This is a genomic window from Kitasatospora humi, from assembly GCF_020907985.1.
GTDB classification, from domain to species: domain Bacteria; phylum Actinomycetota; class Actinomycetes; order Streptomycetales; family Streptomycetaceae; genus Kitasatospora; species Kitasatospora humi.
Map to the genome: position 1 here is coordinate 1 of NZ_JAJJPA010000085.1, position 18,909 is coordinate 18,909.

An 18,909-nucleotide genomic window follows, 5' to 3' on the forward strand; every position below is an offset into this window, starting at 1 on the left:
CAGGAAGCCGAGCCCGGTGGCCGCCCGCTCCTCCCAGCCCTTGCCGAACAGCGAGTCGGCGGCGGCGCCGGTCCGGCCGGCCAGCAGCGAACCCAGTGAGCCGGCCAGCCGGTCGGCCAGGCCGGGGCCGTGGTCCGGACCGGCCGAGCCGGTCCAGCTCGGCGCGGCCTCGATCGGGATCACCCGGGCCCCGGGTTCCGTGCTGCTCTGCTGGTCGCGGGCGGCGGTCATGGCAACCTCAGTTCCTGTCGTCCACAAGGCGGTCACGGGTCAGCAGCGCGCCCAGCCGGTCGGCCAGCGCCGTCAGCCGCTCCGGCGGCAGCGGTCCGCCGGGGCGGCCGGCGACGAAGTCGGCGAAGGCTTCCGGGGTGCTGAACGCGGGGCGGTAGCCGAAGACTTCGCGCAGCGCGGTGGTGTCCACCACCCGGCCGTGGGTGAGCAGCTCCAGCTGCTCGGGGGCGAAGTCGACCAACCGGGTCTGCCGGGCCAGCGCCGCCGTCCAGCCGAGCGCCGGGCGGAGCATGGGCAGGGTGGGGCGGCCGAGCCGGCGGGCGCACTGGGAGAGCAGCAGCACTCCGTCGCCGGCCACGTTGAAGGTGCCGCGGCGGTCGACCGGTCGGCCCAGTGACCCGGGAGCGGGCTCCAGCGCGGCGAGCCGCAGCACCTCCACCGCGTCGTCCACGTGCGCGAACTGCAGTCGGGGGTCGCGGCCGAGCACGGTCGGCAGCACCGGCAGCGTGAAGTACTCGGCGAGCGGGGTGTCGGCGCCCGGGCCGACCAGGTTGGCGAACCGCAGCACGGTGACCGCCACGTCGGGGCGGCGGCGGGCGAAGCCGCGGACGTAGCCCTCGACTTCGGCGGCGTCCTTGGCGAAGCCACCGGTCGGCAGGGTCTTGGGCTGGGTGCGTTCGGTGAAGACCGCGGGGTCGCGGGAGGTGGCGCCGTAGACCGCGGTGGTGGACTTCACCGCCAGGCGGCGGACCAGCGCGGACTGCTGGCAGGCGGCGAGCAGCTGCATGCTGCCGATGACGTTGATCTCCTTGACCGTGGCACGGCCGACCGCACTGGGGTTGGTGCCGCTGACGTTCAGGTGGACCACGGTGTCCACGGCGTGCTCGGCCAGCACCCGGGCGATCGCCGGGCGGCGCAGGTCGACCCGGCTGAAGACGTAGGGCGCGAGCGGTGCGTCGGCGGGCGCGGGCTCGGCCGCGGGCTCCGGTGGCAGCACGTCCACGCCGACCACCAGGTCGACCCCGGGCTCACGGCGGATCCGCTCGGCGAACCGGGCACCGAGCTGCCGGGCCACACCGGTGACCAGCACCACCTTGCCCACCCTGTCCGCCACCCCTCTGCCTCGGCTGCCGCCCGTGGTTGCACCGTACCGCGTCGAGGTGGGGGAACGAGCGCTGCCCGCCCCGGCGATTGGCCCGGGCGGGCAGCGGTACACCTGGAGCGAGGCTCCGCAGGTGTTACTTCTTGTTGCGACGCTGAACGCGGGTCCGCTTCAGAAGCTTGCGGTGCTTCTTCTTGGCCATACGCTTGCGACGCTTCTTGATGACAGAGCCCACGGAACAACCCTCGCTCACTGAGACTCCCGCCCGTGAGAGACGGAGTCCATACGACTGACGGAGGGCCTAGCCTACCGTCTGGCACGGCCCCGGATTAAATCGGGCCCGCCCAGTCGGATCGTCAGGCGCTCTGCCGCCCGACGTAGGAGTCCTTGAGGTAGTCGTGGACCGCCTGTTCGGGCACTCGGAAGGACCGGCCGACGCGGATGGCGGGCAGCTCCTGGCTGTGCACCAACCGGTAGACCGTCATCTTGGACACCCTCATGACCGAGGCGACTTCCGCCACGGTCAGAAAGTTGACCTCTTGCAGGGGGCGTTCGCCTGAACTCATGACCTCACCCGACCCTCTTGTCCGTGTGCAAGGCACCGGCTTCCCCTCCGGTGACTCGACCGACACACGCGTATCCCCAGAGTAGTTGCGCGTGGTACCAGTGGGAAGGGGGAGAAGGCGACTGCTTGTACGGTCAGAGATGCGCCCGTTGCAGTAGGTAGCGCATCGGCTCGCTGTAGCACCCCGGATGCGCTCCGTGCCCCCCATGAAGGCTAGGGCAGCAGGCCGTGGTAGGGGAAGACCGCGCGTCGGGCGGCCAGGATCGCCTGGTCGATGCGGTCCGCCGGGTCGTAGCCGCCCTCGGCGAAGTCCTGGAAATCCCCGGTGGCGCCGTCCGTCATCCGCAAGGGGGCCGGACGGCGGGTTCGGCGGTAGACCTCGGCGCGCCACTCGTCGGGCGTCTCGGTCGTGGGGTCGATCGGGCGGCCGGCGGCGATCGCGACCAACTGGGTCCAGGCCCTGGGGACCACGTCGACCACCGCGTAACCGCCGCCGCCGAGCGCCACCCAGCGGCCGTCGCAGTGCCGGTGGGCCAGCTCGTGCAGGCTCCGGGCGACCACCCGCTGGGCGTCCACGGTGACCAGCAGGTGGGCCAGCGGGTCCTCCACGTGGGTGTCGGCACCGTGCTGGCTGACGATCACCTGCGGCTCGAAGGCGGCCAGCAGCTCCGGCACGAAGGCGTGGAAGGCGCGCAGCCAGCCGGCGTCGGCGGTGCCGGCCGGCAGCGGCAGGTTGGCCGCCAGGCCCGGCGCGGCCTCGCCGCCGGTCTCGCTGGGCCAGCCGGTCTGCGGGAAGAGCGTGCCGGGGTGCTCGTGCAGCGAGACGGTGAGCACCCGGGGGTCGTCCCAGAAGGACTGCTGCACGCCGTCGCCGTGGTGCACGTCGGTGTCCACGTAGGCGACCCGTTCGGCGCCGAGCTCCAGCAGCCGGGCGATCGCCAGGGCGGCGTCGTTGTAGACGCAGAAGCCGGACGTCCGACCGGGCATCGCGTGGTGCAGGCCGCCGGCGAAGTTGACGGCGTGCCGGGCGGTGCCGTGCCAGACCGCCTCGGCGGCGGCCACCGACTGGCCGGCGATCAGGGCGGAGGCGGTGTGGATGGCGGGGAAGACCGGGTTGTCCTCGGTGCCCAGGCCGCGCGCCTCGTCCACGGTGGTGGGGTCGGCGGCGGCACGGCGCACGGCGGCCAGGTAGTCCGGGCGGTGCACCAGGGTGAGGGTGGAGTCGCCGGCGGGCGGCGCCGCGGCCACCGTGACGTTGGGGGCGGCGGTCAGTCCGAAGGACTCCACCAGGCGCATGGTGAGCGCCAGGCGGACCGGGTCCATCGGGTGCCGGTCGCTGAACTTGTAGGCGGTTTCGGCTTCGTCCCAGAACAGGCGAAGGGCGCAGGACTGGTCAGACTCGGCTCGCGGCATGATCCAACGCTACTGGCTGGTGCCGAGCGGGGGCGAAGTGGCCACCGAGCGGCAGCACCGCCAGCACCAGCAGCAGCGGGACGCAGAGCGCCCAGCGGAAGCCGGCCGCCCCGCTGATCGCCCCGACCAGCGGCGAACCCACCAGGAAGCCCACGTAGTTGAAGAGGTTGAGCCGGGCCACCGCGGCATCCGAGTCGTTAGGGAAGAGCCGGCCGCCGGCCGCGAAGACCTGCGGGACGATCGCGCTGATGCCGACGCCCAGCACCGTGAAGCCGGCGATGCCGACCCAGGCCCCCGGAGCCAGCGCGACGACCGCGAAGCCCAGTGCGGCCACCGCCGCGCCGCAGCGCACCACCGCCACCGCGCCGAACCGCTGCACCCCGCGGTCGCCGACGCTGCGGCCGAGCAGCATCGCGACCATGTAGCCGCCGTAGCCGAAGGCGCCCAGGCTGTCACCGCTCCTCAGGGTCTCGGTGAGGTACTTGGCGCTCCAGTTGGAGACCGAGGAGTCGGCGATGTAGCTGAAGGCCATGGCGGCGCACAGCGGTAGCAGCGGGCGCCAGGGGATGGAGCGGGCGGCGGCCGCGGCTGCCTCCTGTACGGCGCCGCCCAGTTCGCCCGGTCCGGCGTGGAAGCGGCTGACCAGCAGGGCGGCCGGGACCAGCACCGCCGCGGTGAGACCGAAGAGCAGCAGCAGGCGGACGTGGGCTCCGGCGCCGGCCAGTGACGCGCCCACGATGCCGCCGAGGCTGAACGCCGCGTGGAAGCCGATCATGATCGAGCGGCCGTAGCGGTGCTGCAGGCCGACGCCGAGCATGTTCATCGAGGCGTCGAGCGCGCCGATCAGCAGCCCGAAGGCGGCCAGCGTCAGCACCAGGCTCCTCAGGTGGTGGCCGAGCCCGACGCCGACCAGGCCGAGGCAGACGGCCGGCTGCACCACCCGCAGCACGGCGCGGGCGGAGGTGCGCTTGACGAGCTGCTCGGAGGCGATCGAGCCGACCCCGGCCAGGATCGGCACCGCGGCCAGCAGCACCGTCAACGTGCCGTCACCGACGTGGTACTGGCGCTGGATGCCCGGGATCCGGGTGACCAGCAGGGCGAAGGTGACGCCCTGCAGCAGGAAGCTGGCCAGCAGCGCCAGCCGGGCCCGGCGCAACCGCTCGTCCACCGCCACTTGAGCACCTCCCCCACCACCGGTCGGCAACTACCGGCCGGTACGAAGATATTGGCGCGAGCGTAGGGGGCGGCGGGGCGTTTGGGGAGGGGGCGGGACGCGTTCCTTCACCCACGGCCGTCTCGGGCACCGGGCCGGCCTTCGCGCGCTACTTGCCGCCGGAGGCCAGCTCCCGGGAGCGGTCCCGGGCCGCCTCCAGCGCCCCGAGCAGCGCGGCCCGCACCCCGTGGTTCTCCAGCTCGCGGATGGCCGCGATGGTGGTGCCGGCCGGCGAGGTGACCGCCTCGCGCAGCTTGACCGGGTGCTCACCGGAGTCGCGCAGCATCACCGAGGCCCCGATCGCCGACTGCACGATCAGGTCGTGCGCCACCTGCCGGGGCAGCCCGAGCAGGATCCCGGCGTCGGTCATCGCCTCGACCAGGTAGTAGAAGTAGGCCGGTCCGGAGCCGGAGAGCGCGGTGGCCGCGTCCTGCTGGGTCTCGGGCAGCCGCAGCACCTTGCCGACCGAGGCGAAGATCTCCTCGGCCCGGCGCAGGTGCTCCTCCGTGGTGTGCGAGCCGCCCGAGATGACGCTCATGCCCTCGTCCACCAGCACCGGGGTGTTGGGCATCACCCGGACCACCGGGGTGCCGGGGGGCAGCCGATCCTCGAACCAGCCGGTGGGGATGCCGGCCGCGGCCGAGATGACCAGCCGGCCCGGGGCGAGGTGCGGCGCCAGTTCGTCCATCAGGGCGCCCATGTCCTGCGGCTTGACCGCCAGGATCAGGGTGTCGGCGAGCTCCGCGGCCTCCTTGGTGGAGCAGACGGCGACCCCGTGGCGCTCGCGCAGTTCGGCGGCCCGCTCCGGGCGGCGGGCGGTGACCAGCACCTCGGCCGGCCGCTTGCCGGCCCGCAGCAGACCGGAGAGCAGGGCCTCACCGATCTTGCCGGTGCCGAGGAAGGCGATCCGCTGGGGGTGGACGGCGCTGCTGCTCATGGCCTGGCTCCTTGATCACCGCGACGGTTCTGCGGTCATCCTCGCACCAGGCGCCGGCGGCGCCGTGAAACCGTCCAGGGTGTGGACGGTTGTCACAGCTGTCGCCCAGCTTCCTTGAACGGGAATCTCACTGCCAGTCAATGACAGAGTCAGATACCACCGCTCACCTGGCCAGCTTCTCGTAAACCCGCAAGGTGCGCTCCGCGACACCGGCCCAGGAGAACTGCTCGACGGCCCGCCGCCGGCCCGCCGCACCGAAGCGCTCGGCCAGCTCGGCGTCGTCCAGCAGTCGGTTGACGGCCGCGGCCAGGCCGTCGGCGAGCCGCTCCGGGTCCACCGGCTCACCGGTGGCGTCCGGTGTCGCGGCGTACGGCACCAGCAGGCCGGTGACGCCGTCCTCGACCACCTCCGGGATCCCGCCCACCGCGGTGGCCACCACCGCGGTGCCGCAGGCCATCGCCTCCAGATTGACGATGCCCATCGGCTCGTAGAGCGACGGACAGACGAACGCCCGGGCACGGGTGAGCAGTTGACGCACCGAACGGGCGTCGAGCATGCCGTCGACGCGCACCACGCCGTCCCGTCGGCGGCCGAGCTCGTCGACCAGGCCGGCCACCTCCGCACCGATCTCCGGGGTGTCCGGCTGCCCGCAGCAGAGCACCAGTTGGGCCTCGGGTCGCAGCTGGAACGCGGCCCGCAGCAGGTGCGGCAGGCCCTTCTGCCGGGTGACCCGGCCGACGAACAGCACGATCGGGCGCTCCTCGTCGATGCCGAACCGGCGCAGCGCGTCGGGGCGCGGGTCGGGCCGGTACCGCTCGGTGTCGATGCCGTTGTGGATGACGTGCACCCGCTCCGGGTCGATCGCCGGATAGGCGCGCAGGACGTCCTCCCGCATCGCGCCGGAGACCGCGATCAGGGCGTCGGCGGCCTCGGCGGCGGTGCGCTCCAGCCAACTGGAGAGCGCGTAGCCGCCGCCGAGCTGCTCCGCCTTCCAGGGGCGCAGCGGCTCCAGGCTGTGCATGGTCATCACGTGCGGGATGCCGTGCAGCAGGTGGGCCAGCTGGCCGGCGGCGTTGGCGTACCAGGTGTGGCTGTGCACCACGTCGGCGCCGGCCGCGTCGGCCGCCATCCGCAGATCGGCGCCGAGGAACCGCAGGGCCGCGTTGCTCGCGGCCAGGTCGGCGGGCGGCTGGTAGGCGGTGGTGCCCGGCTCGCTCCGCCCGGCCCCCAGGCAGCGGACCCGGACCTCGGCCAGTCGGCGCAGTGCCCGGGTCAGTTCGGCCGCGTGGACCCCGGCCCCGCCGTAGACCTCCGGCGGGTACTCCCTGGTCAGGAGGTCGATCCGCATGGGCGAGGGTCCCTTCGGGGGCGAGTGGTCGGCCGGGTCAGCAGCACTGGCCGGAGTTGCCCATGGGTACCGCGTTGTGCGCCGACGTCACGCCGGTGGTGTCCGACTGCTGGACTGCGGGCGCCGCGGAGGCGCCACCGTTCGCAACGACCAGGCCTCCGCCGAGGCCGAGCACGATCGCGGCAACGAGGAGCGGAAGGGTCTTGCGCATGGCGGGTTTACCTTTCGCCGGTCGAGTTGTTGACAGCCAGAGTCAATCTGAGTTGACCGCCGCTGTCAATCATCAACTTCTACGCCAGTCGGAATCGACGGAGAGTGACCATGGGCTAGCAGGGAAGAGTAAGGACAGCAAGGGCGTTCAAGCGATTGAGCCCCCCATGACCCGGCCGTTAACCTTGGCCCTAGCCAACAGGTGATGTAAAAGATGGAGTCAAATGGGCACCCCCGGGGTGCGGTCCGAGTGGCCGCCCTCCCCGTTGACCGGAGAACCATGGATCAATCACAGAGCGGTACGAACGGGATCGGGCAGCGACTTCGCGAGCTGCGCCAGAAGCGCGGCCTGAACCAGCAGGATTTGGCGTCCGCGGACATCTCGGTCAGCTACGTCTCCCTGATCGAGACCGGCAAGCGGATCCCCTCGGACGCGGTGCTCAAGAACCTGGCCGAACGGGTCGGCTGCTCGGTCGACTACTTGCGCACCGGCCGGGACGACCGGCGGGTCAAGGAGCTCGAGCTCAAGATCGCGTTCGGCGACATGGCGCTGCGCAACGGCGTCAACGGCGAGGCACTGCAGTCCTTCAGCGAGGCCCTGGCCCACGCCCCGCTGCTCGGCGAGGCGGCGGTCCGACGGGCCCGGCTGGGCCAGGCCACCGCCTTCGAGAAGCTGGGCCGGCTGGAGGCCGCGATCCAGCTCTACAGCACGCTCTTCGACGACCCGGCCGTCGTGCCGGGTTCGGCGGAGTGGGCCCAGCTCGCGGTGGCACTCTGCCGCAGCTACCGCGACGCCGGCGACTACACCCTGGCGGTCGAGATCGGCGAGCGGGCGATGAAGACGCTCGACGGGCTCGGCCTGGACTACACCGACGACCACATCCAGCTGGGCTCGACCCTGATCAGCTGCTACCAGAACCGCGGCGACCTGACCCAGGCGCAGCTCCTGATCAACCGGCTCACCAGGGTGGCCGACGAGAACGGCTCGCGGACCGCTCGCGGCGCCGTGTACTGGAACGCCGCCGTCGTGGCGAACACCCGGGGCAAGTTCCAGGAGTCGCTGGCGATGATCGAGCGCGCCCTGGCCCTGATGGCGGAGTCCGACAACGCCCGCCACCTCGCCCTGCTCAAGCTCAACTGCGGCAACTACCTGCTCGACACCGGGACGACCGACCTCGATCAGGTGCAGCGGCTGCTGGACGAGGCCCGTGAAGCCCTGCTGGAATGGGGCAACACCACGGACCAGGTCCACGTCGAGGCTCAGCAGGCGCGGCTGGCGCTGCACCAGGCCGACCCTGACCGCGCCGTGGACCTGGCCAGTCGGGCCCTGGGACTGCTGCGCAACGAGTCCACGCACACGGCCGGCCAGATCCGGCTCTACCTCGCCCAGGCGCAGTACGAGCGGGGCCAGTCCGAGGAGGCCGCCCAGACGCTCCACGCCCTCGTGCGCCAGCTCGGACGGGTCGCCCCCAACCGCAACAGCGCCGTGGTCTGGCGGCAGGTGGGTGACCTGTGGCGCCAGCTCGGCCACGCCGGTGAGGCGCTGGCCGCCTACGACCGCGCCCTGGGGGAAGCCGGCCTGCAGGCGCTGGACAAGCTCACCCCCAGCTCGGTGACCACCGCCTGACCCCTCCCCAACCCGTTCGGGCGCATCCCGGGTGCGCCCGAACCGCACCGCATCCCGGGTGCGCCCGAACCGCACCGGGCGCCGGGCGCCCGCCGTCCGCTCGGCCCGCGCCCGGGCGGGCCCGCCGGGTCTCGGTCTCATCCGACGGCCCGCCGACTCACTCGGCCCGCGGGGCCGGTGCCAGCGGCAGGTCGGGCCCCGCCGGGCAGAGCCACACGGTGGCCAGGGGCGGCAGCGTCAGTTCGGTGCTGAACGGCTGCCCCTGCCAGGGCTGGGCGACTGCCGGGCGGGCCTGCGGGCTGCCCGCGCCGCTGCCGCCGAACCGTGTCTCGTCGGTGTCCAGCACCGGGTACCAGGTGCCGCCGGTCGGCAGTCCGATCCGGTAGTCGGTGCGGACCGTCGGCGACAGGTTGCTGACCGCGACCAGGGCCCGTCCCGCCGCGTCCCAGCGGACGAAGGAGTAGACGTTGTCCTGGGCGGCGTCCGCGTCCAGCCAGCAGAAGCCGCCCGGGGCGGAGTCCTGCTGCCACAGCGGCGGGTAGTCCTGGTAGATCCGGTTGAGTTCGGCGACCAGCCGCTGCATCCCGCGGTGCTCGGCGGCGGCCGGCCAGTCGTCGTCCAGCACCCACCACTGCGGGCCGTCGTCGTGCTGGAATTCCGCACCCTGGGCGAACTCCTGTCCCATGAACAGCAGTTGCTTGCCCGGATGGGCCCACATGAAGCCCAGGTAGGCGCGTTGGTTGGCGCGCTGCTGCCACCAGTCGCCGGGCATCTTGTCGACCAGCGCGCCCTTGCCGTGCACCACCTCGTCATGGGAGATCGGCAGCACGTAGTGCTCGGAGTACGCGTAGACCATCGAGAAGGTCAACTCGTGGTGGTGGTACTGGCGGTGGACCGGTTCCCGGGAGAAGTACCGGAGCGAGTCGTGCATCCAGCCCATGTTCCACTTCAGGCCGAAGCCCAGGCCGCCGTGGTCGGTGGGGCGGGTCACGCCCTCCCAGGCGGTGGACTCCTCGGCGATGGTCACCACGCCGGGGCAGCGGCGGTAGACGGTGGCGTTCATCTCCTGGAGGAACCGGACGGCGTCCAGGTTCTCCCGCCCGCCGTCCGCGTTCGGCAGCCACTGGCCGTCGGGTCGGGAGTAGTCGAGGTAGAGCATGGAGGCGACGGCGTCGACCCGCAGGCCGTCGATGTGGAACTCCTCGCACCAGTAGACCGCGTTGGCGACCAGGAAGTTGCGCACCTCGGTGCGGCCGTAGTCGAAGGTCAGGGTGCCCCAGTCGGGGTGCTCGGCGCGGCGCGGGTCGGCCGGTTCGTAGAGCGGCTCGCCGTCGAACCGGGCCAGCGCGAAGTCGTCCTTGGGGAAGTGGGCCGGCACCCAGTCCATGATCACGCCGATCCCGGCCCGGTGCAGCGCGTCCACCAGGTACCGGAAGTCGTCCGGCGAACCCAGCCGCGCCGTCGGTGCGTAGAAGCCGGAGACCTGGTAGCCCCACGACCCGCCGAACGGGTGCTCCATCAACGGCATGAACTCCACGTGCGTGAAGTTCAACTCCCTTAGGTAGGCGGGCAGTTCCACGGCGAGTTGCCGGTAGGTCAGCCCGGGCCGCCAGGACGGCAGGTGCACCTCGTAGATCGTCATGGCACGGTCCGCGCACGACCCCTCGGCGCGCCGTCGCAGCCACTCGGCGTCGCCCCAGACGTAGTCGGATTCGGTGACCACCGAGGCGGTATCCGGCGGCAGTTGGGCCTGCCGGGCCAGCGGGTCGGCCTTCTGCAGCAGGCGCCCGTCCCGGGTGGCGATCTCGAACTTGTAGCGGGCGCCCGCACCCACCCCGGGCACGAACAACTCCCACACCCCGCTGGCGCCCAGCGAGCGCATCGGGTGCCCGGTGCCGTTCCAGAGGTTGAAGTCGCCGACCACGCGCACCCCTTCGGCGTTCGGCGCCCACACCGCGAAGGCCGTTCCGACGGCGCCGTTCACGGTGCGCGGCTGGGCGCCCAGCACCCGCCACAGCTCCTCGTGCCGGCCCTCCCGGATCAGGTGCAGGTCCAACTGGCCGAGCGTGGGCGGGAACTGGTAGCCGTCCGGCTGCGGCTCCCCCAGCTCCCCCTCGTAGGCCGTCCGCAGCAGGTAGCGGGCCTGCCAGCTGACCGGCAGCAGCCCGGTGAACAGGCCGTCGTCGCCCGGGGCCAGGGCCATCGGGCCGACCTCGGTCTCCAGCACCACCTGCCGGGCGCCGGGACGCAGCACCCGTACCGCCACCCCGTCGCGCACCAGGTGGGCGCCGAGCACGGAGTGCGGGTCGTGGTGCCGGCCGGCCAGCAGCCGTTCGGTCTGCTCCGGGGCGGGTCGGGCCGGAGCGAGCTGGAGGACCGGAGGATCCAGTTCGAGGGTCAGGCGCAAAGTCACGGGAGCGCGGTCCTTAACGTCCGTAGGGTGAGCGGGGTCAGCGGCCGAAGACCAGGCGCTGGATCGCGGCCATCGGGATGGGCAGCCAGTCGGGGCGGTGCTGCGCCTCGTAGACCGCCTCGTAGACGGCCTTCTCCGCCTCGAAGGCGCGCAGCGCCACCGGCTGGCAGTACGGGTCGATGCCGCCGGCGGCGGCGTAGCCGGAGGTGAAGGCCCGCCGGTTGCGCACCGACCAGGCGTAGGCCCGGCGGCTGCGGCGCATCCGCGCGGCGGCCTGCTCGGCGGACTCGGCGAGCGGGCCGTCGGCCGCCGCGGCCGGCTGGGGCATGGTGGTCAGCGCCTGCTGGCCGGCGTAGTCGAACGAGCGCAGCATGCCCGCCACGTCGCGCAGCACCGGCTGCGGCTGGTAGCGCTCGGCCACCGGGCGGGCCGGCTCACCCTCGAAGTCGATGACCTTCCAGCCGTCCTCGGTGCTCAGCACCTGGCCCAGGTGCAGGTCGCCGTGGATCCGCTGGGCGGTGTACTGCAGGCCGCGCCCGGCGAGTCTGCCCCAGTCCTCGTAGAGCCCGCCCAACCGGCCGGCGTAGGGCTCCAGTTGCGGGACGACCTCGATGGCCGCGCGCAGCTCGCGGCGGAGCTGGTCGACCTGGGCGGCGACGTCCTCCGGGGTCAGGGTGACCTGGCCGAAGGCCTGGGCCAGGGAGGCGTGCACCTCGGCCACCGCCGCCCCGAGGGCCCGGGACTCCTCGGTGAAGCAGTCCAGCACCGGCACGCTCCGCAGCGAGCAGTTGATCGACTCGGCGGCCTGCTCGACGGCGAGCTGCCAGCCGTCGCCGCGGGCCGGCAGGAACTCCTCCAGGATGCCCAGCACCACCGGCTCGCCGCCATCCGTGTGCAACCAGCCGGCCAGGCCCGGGGTCCGGCGGCAGCGCACCTGGGTGAGCGCGCGCAGGGCGTCGGTCTCCGGGTGCGGGCCCGGTTCGGGCTGCCGGAACAGCTTGAAGAGCAGCTGGTCGCCGAAGACCACCGCGCTGTTGCTCTGCTCCACGGCCAGTGCCCGGGCGCTCAGCCCGGACGGCACCGCCGGGGCGCCGGTGAGCGACATCCGCAAGTCCCCCTCGCCACCGCGGCCGACCGTGCGCTCCAGTAGGCGCTCCATCAACTCGTGGTCCTCGGTCGCCTCGTAGAGCGTCCAGCCGTCCCAGCGGCCGCCCTGGGCCCGGCCGATCGCCGAGCGGCCCAGCTCCTCGGGGAGCTCGGGTCGCAGCCCGACCAGCAGCTGGTAGTGGTGGGACGCGCCGGCGCCGTGCCGGGCGTCCAGCAACGAGTGCAGCAGCACCGGGGTGCGGCCGCCGTCCGGCTCCCCGTCCGGCTCGCCGTCCAGCACGCTGGCGCTGACCGGGCGCAGCTCCTCCAAGTGCCCCTGCTCATGGGTGAACCAGCGGCGGGTGACCAGCCACGGCAGCAAGGCCGGCAGCAGCGGGCGGAGCAGGCCGTCGGCCTGGAGGTCGTCGCCGTGCTGGGCGTTCAAGCAGGTGGCACACAGGGTCGCGGGCATCTCATGACTCCTGACGTGCCGTCAGTAGGTGGGCCGGGCTGCGGGACGGGTCGAGCCGGACGTAGTTGTGCCGGTGCCAGCGGTACTCCTCGCCGTTGAACTCGCAGCGCACCCTGGCCGGTGCGAGTTCCTCGGGCACGGTGACGATGGCCTCCTGCGCCTGCTCCGGGTCCAGGTTGACCACCACGATCACCCGGTCGTCGCCGGTGCGCTTGGTGTAGGCGATGACCTGGTCGTTGTCGGTCTCCAGGAACTCCAGGTTGCGCAGGTCCTGCAGCGCCGGGTGGGCCCGCCGGAACTCGTTGAGCCGGGTGAGCAGCGGGGCCAGGGTGTCGGTGCGGGTCCAGTCGCGCGGGCGCAACTGGTACTTCTCCGAGTCCAGGTACTCCTCGCCGTCGCCCAGCGGACTGTTCTCGCACAGCTCGTAGCCGGCGTAGATGCCGTAGCTGGGGGAGAGGGTGGCGGCCAGCACGGCGCGGACCGCGAACGCCGCGGGGCCCGCGTGCTGCAGCTGGCGGGGCAGGATGTCCGGGGTGGAGGCGAAGAAGTTGGGGCGCAGGAAGGCACCGGTCTCACGGGTCAACTCGGTGAGGTACTCGGTGAGTTCCTGCTTGGTGGTGCGCCAGGTGAAGTAGCTGTAGGACTGCTGGAAGCCGATCTTCGCCAGGGTCTGGAGCATGGCGGGGCGGGTGAAGGCCTCGGCGAGGAAGATGACGTCGGGGTCGGTGCGGTTGATCTCGCCGAGCACCTTCTCCCAGAAGTGGACGGGCTTGGTGTGCGGGTTGTCGACCCGGAAGATCCGCACGCCGTGGCCCATCCAGTGGCGCAGCAGCCGCAGGGTCTCGGCCACCAGGCCGTCGAAGTCCTGGTCGAAGTTGATCGGGTAGATGTCCTGGTACTTCTTGGGCGGGTTCTCGGCGTAGGCGATGGTGCCGTCGATGCGGTGGCTGAACCACTCGGGGTGCTTGTTGACCCAGGGGTGGTCGGGGGAGGCCTGGAGGGCGAAGTCCAGGGCGATCTCCAGGCCCAGTTCGGTGGCGCGGGCGACGAATGCGTCGAAGTCCTCGATGGTGCCCAGGTCCGGGTGGACGGCGTCGTGGCCGCCCTCCGGGGAGCCGATCGCCCAGGGCGAGCCGACGTCGTCGGGGCCCGGGGTGAGGGTGTTGTTGGGGCCCTTGCGGAAGGCGTGGCCGATCGGGTGGATGGGCGGCAGGTAGACGACGTCGAAGCCCATCGCGGCGATCGCGGGCAGCCGCTCGGCCGCCGTCCGGAAGGTGCCGGACTTCGGGGGGTTCAGGGTGGCGCCCTCGGAGCGCGGGAAGAACTCGTACCACGACCCGTACAGCGCCCGCCGCCGCTCCACCTGCAGCGGCAGGGCCGCCGAGGAGGTCACCAACTCCCGCAGCGGATACTGCCCCAGCACCGCGCCGACGCGCGGCAGCAGTGCGGCCGCCAGTCGGGCGAGCGGCGTGCGGTCGCGGTCGCGCAGGCCGGCCACCGCGGTGAGCACGCTGCTGCGGCCGCTGCCCCCGGGCACCCCGGCGGCCACCCGCTCCAGCAGCAGCGCGCCTTCCTCCAGGGTGAGTTCGAGGTCCTGCCCGGCCGGGACCTTGACGCCGGCCCGGTCCAGCCAACTGGCCACCGGGTCGCTCCAGGCCTCCACCGTGAAACTCCAGCGGCCGACGGCGTCCGCGGTCACCTCGGCGCCCCAGCGGTCGGTGCCCGGCGCCAACTCCCGCATCGGCAGCCACGGTCCGGGGCGGCCGTCCGGGTCGCGCAGCACCACGTTGGCGCCGAGCCGGCCGTGGCCCTCGCGGAACACGGTCGCGCTGACCAGGAAGCTCTCGCCGACCACGGCCTTGGCCGGCCGCCGCCCCTCGGCCACCACCGGGCTGACGTCGATCACCGGTATTCGTCCGGCCAGCGGCGGCAGTTCACCGCCGGGGGTCTGCTGGGGCCGCGCGGCCAGATCGGTCATGCCAGGCTCCCGATGCGGCGCGCGGCCCGCTTGCCGAGCTCATCGATGATCTGCCGGGCGAAGAGGTGGCAGTGGTTGCCGGTCCGGGCGGTGACCAGGTCCTCGTCGACCACCACGTCCTCGTCCACGTAGACGCCGCCCATGTTGCGCAGGTCGCCCAGCAGGTTGTTGTGCACCACCGCGCGGCGGCCGCGGATCACCGCGGGGATCGGGGCGGCCAGCCACATGCCGTGGCAGATGATCCCCTTGATGATCGCCGGATCCGCGAAGGCCCGGCGCAGCAGCGCGGCGGCCGGCGGCAGTTGGTTGACGTCATCGGTGTAGCGCAGCCGGTCGGCGACGATGCCCGAGGGCACGATCAGCGCCGCGAACTCCTTGAGCGCGTACTCGTCCAGGTCCTCGAAGGACTCCGATACCTCGAACGGCATCCGGTGCTCGTGGCCGCGGAAGACCAGTCGCTCGTTGCCCCAGAGCCGGGTGAGGAAGTGCACCTCGGCCCCCTCCTCGGCGAAACGGCGCTGATAGTAGAGGATCTCCGGTTCGTAGAAGTCGCTCTCCATCAGGACGGCGATCTTCTGGCCGTTCAGCGCCACGGCGCGCTCTCCCTTCGCAGTCGTTGGCTCGGTCGGGGACGATCGGGTCAGCTGGTGCGGCCGATGACCAGGTCGATCAGGAACGGGCCGGTGTTGGCCAGCATCCGGGTGATCGCCGGGGCCACCTGCTCGGGCTTCTCCACCCGGATCGCGGGCACCGCCAGTGACTCGGCGAGCTTGACGAAGTCGATCGCGGGGTGGTCGAGGTCGAACGGGCCGGGGAACTCGTGGTGCTCGATGTTGACCGTCTTCCAGTACTCCTCGATGTTCAGATCGAGCAGCTTGTAGCGGCCGTTGTTGCAGATCACGAACTTGGCGCCGATGCCGTAGCGGGCGGCGGTCCAGAGCGCCTGGACGGTGTACATGCTGCCGCCGTCGCCGGTGAAGCCGATCACCTCGCGCTCCGGGTGGGCCAGCTTGGCGCCGATCGCCCCGGGGATGCCCACGCCGAGCGAGCCGCCGCGGGTCTGGTGCCACTGGCCGGGCACGTCGGCCGGCAGGTGGCGGAAGAGACCGGGCGAGCTGGTCAGTGCCTCGTCGAAGAGCACCGCGTCCGCGGGCAGGTGCTTGGCCAGCTCCCAGCCGAACAGCTCGGCGCTGAGCGGGTCGCGGCCGACCCCGGCGATGTCCAGCGCGGCCTTCTCCACCTCGGCGATCTTGCGCTGCTGGGTGGCCCTGCCGAGCCGGGCGGCGGCGTCCGACTTCTGCTCGCCGGTCTGGCGGCGCCGCAGGGCCTCGGTGAGCCGGGGCAGGGTGGCCTTGGGATCGGCCAGCAGGCCGAGGTCCACCGGGAAGTTCTTGGCGATCGCGCCGCTGTCCAGGTCGACGTGGACCACCTTGGCGTCCGGGGAGAAGACGCCGTCGAGCAGCGGGTAGACCTCGTTGAGGGTGTAGGTGCCGACGATCAGCACCCCGTCCGCCGGGTTGATCACCTTGGCGCTGGCCTCGCCGAACATGTGGCCCAACTGGCCGCCGAACAGCGGGTGCGAGGCCGGCAGATTGACCTCGGCCCAGTCCGCGCCCCAGACGGTGGCGCCCCAGGCCTCCGCGAACTCGGCCAACTCGGCCTGCGCGCCCGCGAAGTGGACGCCGTCGCCGGCCAGGATCAGCGGGTGGCGCGCGGGGGCGAGCAGGGCCGCGGCCTGCTCGACCGAGGCGGCGTCCGGCGCGCTTGTGGTGGTCAGGTAGGAGGTGGGGACGGCGTCCTCGGTGGTCTCCTGGTCCATCACGTCGGCGGGCAGCACCACCAGCACCGGACCGTAGGGCGGGGTACCCGCCACCTTGAAGGCCCGGCGCAGCACGCGCAGGGTGGATTGCGGATCCACCACCCGGGTGGCCCACTTGGTCACCGGCTTGGCCATCCCGACCAGGTCGGCGGCCATCTGGGCGTCCATGCTGTCGTACGCCAGGCCCGACTCGCCGACGATGCAGACCAGCGGCGCGTGACCGCGCATCGCCTGGTAGAGCATGCCGATGCCGTTGCCCAGGCCCACGCCGGAGTGCAGTTGGAGCAGGGTCGGCTTGCGGGTGGCCCGGGCGTAGCCGTCGGCGATGCCGACCACCACGGCCTCCTGCAGGGCGAGCACGTACTGCAGGTCGGGGAAGTCGCGCAGCTCGTCCAGGAATCCCTGCTCCACGGTGCCGGGATTGCCGAACATGTACTGCACGCCGTCGGCCCTGAACTGTTCGTGGATCGCCACTCGGGCGGGCCTGCTGGCGGCCATCTCAGCCTCATCTCTGCAAGGTCGGATCCGGAGCGCTGTGGTGCGGTCGTGCGGTGGTGTGCTGCGGCTCGGTCTCCCGATGCCGCCGGGTGGGCGGGCGGCCGCGCGGTGCGCGCCGGATGCGACCGCCCGCCCGGTCCGGGGGCCGTGGCTCAGCCGGCGTTGAAGCCCCACTGGCGCAGGCCCTGCTCCAGCACCTCGACGACCTTCTGGCCGGTGAGGTAGGAGTCCGGGGTGGAACGGCCGGTGACGAACGGGAAGTCCACGATCACCGAGGTCTCGTGGCCGAAGTTGCCGTGGTAGGCACCGTCGGGGGCGGTCGCGTCCCGCAGGATGTACTCCAGCGGGTACGGCGGCGGGCCGATCACGAAGTCGGTGCCCATGAAGCCGGTGCCGTCCTTGTAGTCGTACTCGATGCAGTGGCCGGTCACGTGCTTGTTCCTGATGATGCTGACCCGGTCGTCCATCTCCCGGGCGAAGGCCAGGCAGGCCACGCCGTAGCACTCGGCGGCGATCACCAGACCGAGGTCGCGGAAGGCCAGGATCAGGTCGTGCACCCGCCAGTTGTTGGCCAGGTCGACGATCGGGCCGGAGCCGCCGACGATCAGCAGCGCGTCGTAGCGCTCGGCGATCTGCGCCTTCACGTGGTCGCGCCGGGTGTGGTACGCCTCGAACGCGCGCAGGAAGTCCGGCCGGCTGCGGTACGGGCGGTCGGGCAGCCAGGAGGAGATGTCCAGCGGGTTGTCCAGCCGGTCGGACGCCTCCAGCGCCTTCACCTTGTCGGCGATCTCCCCGGTGGTGACCGACTTGCCGAGCGGCGGGTCGATGTACTCCGGGTCGTAGCTCGGCGGCAGCGCCACCGGGCGCTTGCCGGTCGGGGTCGCGAAGGTGACGTCGTAGCCGGCCTTGTCGAAGGTCTCCAGCGGGCCGATCAGCTCCTCGCCCCAGTAGCCGTACTCGGAGAGCACGATGAGGACTCGTTTCTTCGCCATGACAGCGATCTCCCTTCCGGAGGGGTCAGCGGGCTTCGGGGCCGATGATCCAGGTCTCGGTGACGGCCAGCGAGAACACGTACTTGGGGTCCACCAGGCCCTGCTGGGCTTCCTTCAGCTCGGCGAACCACGGCGAGGCGAGCGCGTCCGCCAGCGCCTGCTCGTCGTCGAACCAGAGCTGCTCGACGCTGTCGAAGCCCGCCTCGCCGAACACGTAGTAGCCGTCCACGGTGTGCGCGTGCAGGGCCCGGCGCAGCCCCGGGGCCTTGGCCACCACCTGGGCGTACTCGCCGAGGGTGCGGGCCCGGTACTCGGCCAGGTCCAGGCCGGGGGCGCGCTTGAGCAGCACGGTCAGCTTGACCCGGCCGGGCACCGCCTCGACCGGACCGGGCACGACCTCGTGGGCCGTGGTGTCGAGCACGATGGTCTGCCAGAACGCGGCCCAGTTGGGCTCGTCCAGCCGGGCGCCCTGGAGGAACTCCTCGCTCTGCAGCGAGGCCAGCTGCTCCTCGCCGTTGGCCAGCCAGATCTCGGCGATGCCCTGGTGCGGGAGCTTGGGGTCGCCGAGGTCGCCGGCGAACGGGATCCGGCTGTCGATCAGGTACTTGCGGATCTGCGGAATCTTGGACGCGAACTTCACCGCGTGCACGTTCGCCCAGTAGTCCTGGAACTCCTGGGCGGACATCCCCGGCTTCGGCGCGGCCAGAATGAACTGATGGATCATCATGTCTCCTAGAGTCACCGGGTCCCGGCACAGCTGTGCCGCGGCCCCCGAGAAACAGGGCGGGTCCGGCCTGCGGCCCGACGCCGTGCCGCGCTCGCGCCGTCGGCGGCCCGGCGGCCTGCGGACCCCGCTACCGGTCCATGCTCACAACCGCGTTGCTCCACCGGCAATCAACTGCTGTGAGCAGCGACCACAGTGCGACGTCAGTGGCCGGACTCGTCCAGATCACGAGCGCACAGCGGCCCCGGACCTGGCGCGGTCCGGGGCCGGCGGGAGCGGCT

At 72.1% G+C, this 18,909-nt stretch carries 16 protein-coding genes and 1 pseudogene; 1 reads left to right on the forward strand and 16 read right to left on the reverse strand.

The genetic code is table 11. The annotated features are described in order from the left end of the window. The 9 genes and pseudogenes from LN042_RS35110 to LN042_RS35150 all read right to left on the reverse strand — a co-directional run. A pseudogene (locus tag LN042_RS35110) lies at positions 1-231 on the reverse strand (glycerol acyltransferase); the annotation flags it as partial. A gap of 7 nt (positions 232-238) precedes the next feature. Further along, positions 239-1,333: an NAD-dependent epimerase/dehydratase family protein gene (locus LN042_RS35115; RefSeq protein WP_230055532.1), complete on the reverse strand. Its 1,095-nt coding sequence runs from the start codon at positions 1,331-1,333 to the stop codon at positions 239-241. A 136-nt stretch (positions 1,334-1,469) separates the two neighbouring features. Next, positions 1,470-1,586 (reverse strand): 30S ribosomal protein bS22, encoded by a 117-nt coding sequence (locus LN042_RS35120; RefSeq protein WP_425311139.1) that lies wholly within the window; start codon positions 1,584-1,586, stop codon positions 1,470-1,472. A gap of 103 nt (positions 1,587-1,689) precedes the next feature. Further along, entirely contained in the window at positions 1,690-1,899 is a 210-nt protein-coding gene (locus LN042_RS35125) for a helix-turn-helix domain-containing protein (RefSeq protein WP_101381292.1), read from the reverse strand. A 212-nt stretch (positions 1,900-2,111) separates the two neighbouring features. Then, positions 2,112-3,311, reverse strand: coding sequence for an acetoin utilization protein AcuC (locus tag LN042_RS35130; protein WP_230055522.1), 1,200 nt, complete (start codon positions 3,309-3,311; stop codon positions 2,112-2,114). After that, entirely contained in the window at positions 3,292-4,479 is a 1,188-nt protein-coding gene (locus tag LN042_RS35135) for an MFS transporter (RefSeq protein WP_230055533.1), read from the reverse strand. Before LN042_RS35135 ends, LN042_RS35130 begins: the two co-directional genes overlap by 20 nt. Before the next feature lie 154 nt (positions 4,480-4,633). Continuing rightward, on the reverse strand, positions 4,634-5,461 hold the full coding sequence (gene proC, locus LN042_RS35140) for a pyrroline-5-carboxylate reductase (RefSeq protein WP_230055523.1): 828 nt from the start codon (positions 5,459-5,461) through the stop codon (positions 4,634-4,636). A 163-nt stretch (positions 5,462-5,624) separates the two neighbouring features. After that, complete coding sequence (glgA, locus tag LN042_RS35145; protein ID WP_230055524.1) at positions 5,625-6,809, reverse strand: glycogen synthase; 1,185 nt, start codon at positions 6,807-6,809, stop codon at positions 5,625-5,627. A gap of 37 nt (positions 6,810-6,846) precedes the next feature. Beyond that, entirely contained in the window at positions 6,847-7,020 is a 174-nt protein-coding gene (locus LN042_RS35150; RefSeq protein WP_230055525.1) for a hypothetical protein, read from the reverse strand. A gap of 279 nt (positions 7,021-7,299) precedes the next feature. On the opposite strand from LN042_RS35150, the gene LN042_RS35155 reads away from it, so the two are divergent. After that, on the forward strand, positions 7,300-8,646 hold the full coding sequence (locus LN042_RS35155; RefSeq protein ID WP_230055526.1) for a helix-turn-helix domain-containing protein: 1,347 nt from the start codon (positions 7,300-7,302) through the stop codon (positions 8,644-8,646). A 157-nt stretch (positions 8,647-8,803) separates the two neighbouring features. Here LN042_RS35155 and glgB read toward each other — a convergent pair whose 3' ends face one another. From glgB to LN042_RS35190, 7 genes are all read right to left on the reverse strand, one after another. After that, a complete protein-coding gene (gene glgB / locus LN042_RS35160; protein ID WP_372495878.1) occupies positions 8,804-11,053 on the reverse strand; it encodes a 1,4-alpha-glucan branching protein GlgB in 2,250 nt (749 codons plus the stop codon). 43 nt (positions 11,054-11,096) lie between these two features. Then, complete coding sequence (locus LN042_RS35165; RefSeq protein ID WP_230055527.1) at positions 11,097-12,617, reverse strand: maltokinase N-terminal cap-like domain-containing protein; 1,521 nt, start codon at positions 12,615-12,617, stop codon at positions 11,097-11,099. Between the two features lies 1 nt (position 12,618). Then, on the reverse strand, positions 12,619-14,595 hold the full coding sequence (locus tag LN042_RS35170; RefSeq protein ID WP_283844011.1) for an alpha-1,4-glucan--maltose-1-phosphate maltosyltransferase: 1,977 nt from the start codon (positions 14,593-14,595) through the stop codon (positions 12,619-12,621). Then, positions 14,592-15,188 (reverse strand): DJ-1/PfpI family protein, encoded by a 597-nt coding sequence (locus LN042_RS35175; protein ID WP_230055528.1) that lies wholly within the window; start codon positions 15,186-15,188, stop codon positions 14,592-14,594. The genes LN042_RS35170 and LN042_RS35175 overlap by 4 nt, the downstream gene beginning before the upstream one ends. Before the next feature lie 47 nt (positions 15,189-15,235). Beyond that, complete coding sequence (locus LN042_RS35180) at positions 15,236-16,912, reverse strand: thiamine pyrophosphate-binding protein (RefSeq protein WP_230055529.1); 1,677 nt, start codon at positions 16,910-16,912, stop codon at positions 15,236-15,238. 152 nt (positions 16,913-17,064) lie between these two features. Continuing rightward, positions 17,065-17,904 carry a type 1 glutamine amidotransferase domain-containing protein gene (locus LN042_RS35185; RefSeq protein WP_230055530.1) on the reverse strand — a complete coding sequence of 280 codons (840 nt, stop codon included), beginning with the start codon at positions 17,902-17,904 and terminating at the stop codon, positions 17,065-17,067. 25 nt (positions 17,905-17,929) lie between these two features. Then, positions 17,930-18,631: an EthD domain-containing protein gene (locus tag LN042_RS35190; protein ID WP_230055531.1), complete on the reverse strand. Its 702-nt coding sequence runs from the start codon at positions 18,629-18,631 to the stop codon at positions 17,930-17,932. Between the last annotated feature and the right edge of the window lie 278 nt (positions 18,632-18,909).

Excerpts from the sequence above, each read along its gene's own strand:
- LN042_RS35125 (WP_101381292.1), bottom strand. The coding sequence starts at position 1,899 with ATGAGTTCAGGCGAACGCCCCCTGCAAGAGGTCAACTTTCTGACCGTG.
- LN042_RS35130 (WP_230055522.1), bottom strand. The coding sequence starts at position 3,311 with ATGCCGCGAGCCGAGTCTGACCAGTCCTGCGCCCTTCGCCTGTTCTGG.
- proC (WP_230055523.1), bottom strand. The coding sequence starts at position 5,461 with ATGAGCAGCAGCGCCGTCCACCCCCAGCGGATCGCCTTCCTCGGCACC.
- glgA (WP_230055524.1), bottom strand. The coding sequence starts at position 6,809 with ATGCGGATCGACCTCCTGACCAGGGAGTACCCGCCGGAGGTCTACGGC.
- LN042_RS35150 (WP_230055525.1), bottom strand. The coding sequence starts at position 7,020 with ATGCGCAAGACCCTTCCGCTCCTCGTTGCCGCGATCGTGCTCGGCCTC.
- LN042_RS35155 (WP_230055526.1), top strand. The coding sequence starts at position 7,300 with ATGGATCAATCACAGAGCGGTACGAACGGGATCGGGCAGCGACTTCGC.
- LN042_RS35165 (WP_230055527.1), bottom strand. The coding sequence starts at position 12,617 with ATGCCCGCGACCCTGTGTGCCACCTGCTTGAACGCCCAGCACGGCGAC.
- LN042_RS35170 (WP_283844011.1), bottom strand. The coding sequence starts at position 14,595 with ATGACCGATCTGGCCGCGCGGCCCCAGCAGACCCCCGGCGGTGAACTG.
- LN042_RS35180 (WP_230055529.1), bottom strand. The coding sequence starts at position 16,912 with ATGGCCGCCAGCAGGCCCGCCCGAGTGGCGATCCACGAACAGTTCAGG.
- LN042_RS35185 (WP_230055530.1), bottom strand. The coding sequence starts at position 17,904 with ATGGCGAAGAAACGAGTCCTCATCGTGCTCTCCGAGTACGGCTACTGG.
- LN042_RS35190 (WP_230055531.1), bottom strand. The coding sequence starts at position 18,631 with ATGATGATCCATCAGTTCATTCTGGCCGCGCCGAAGCCGGGGATGTCC.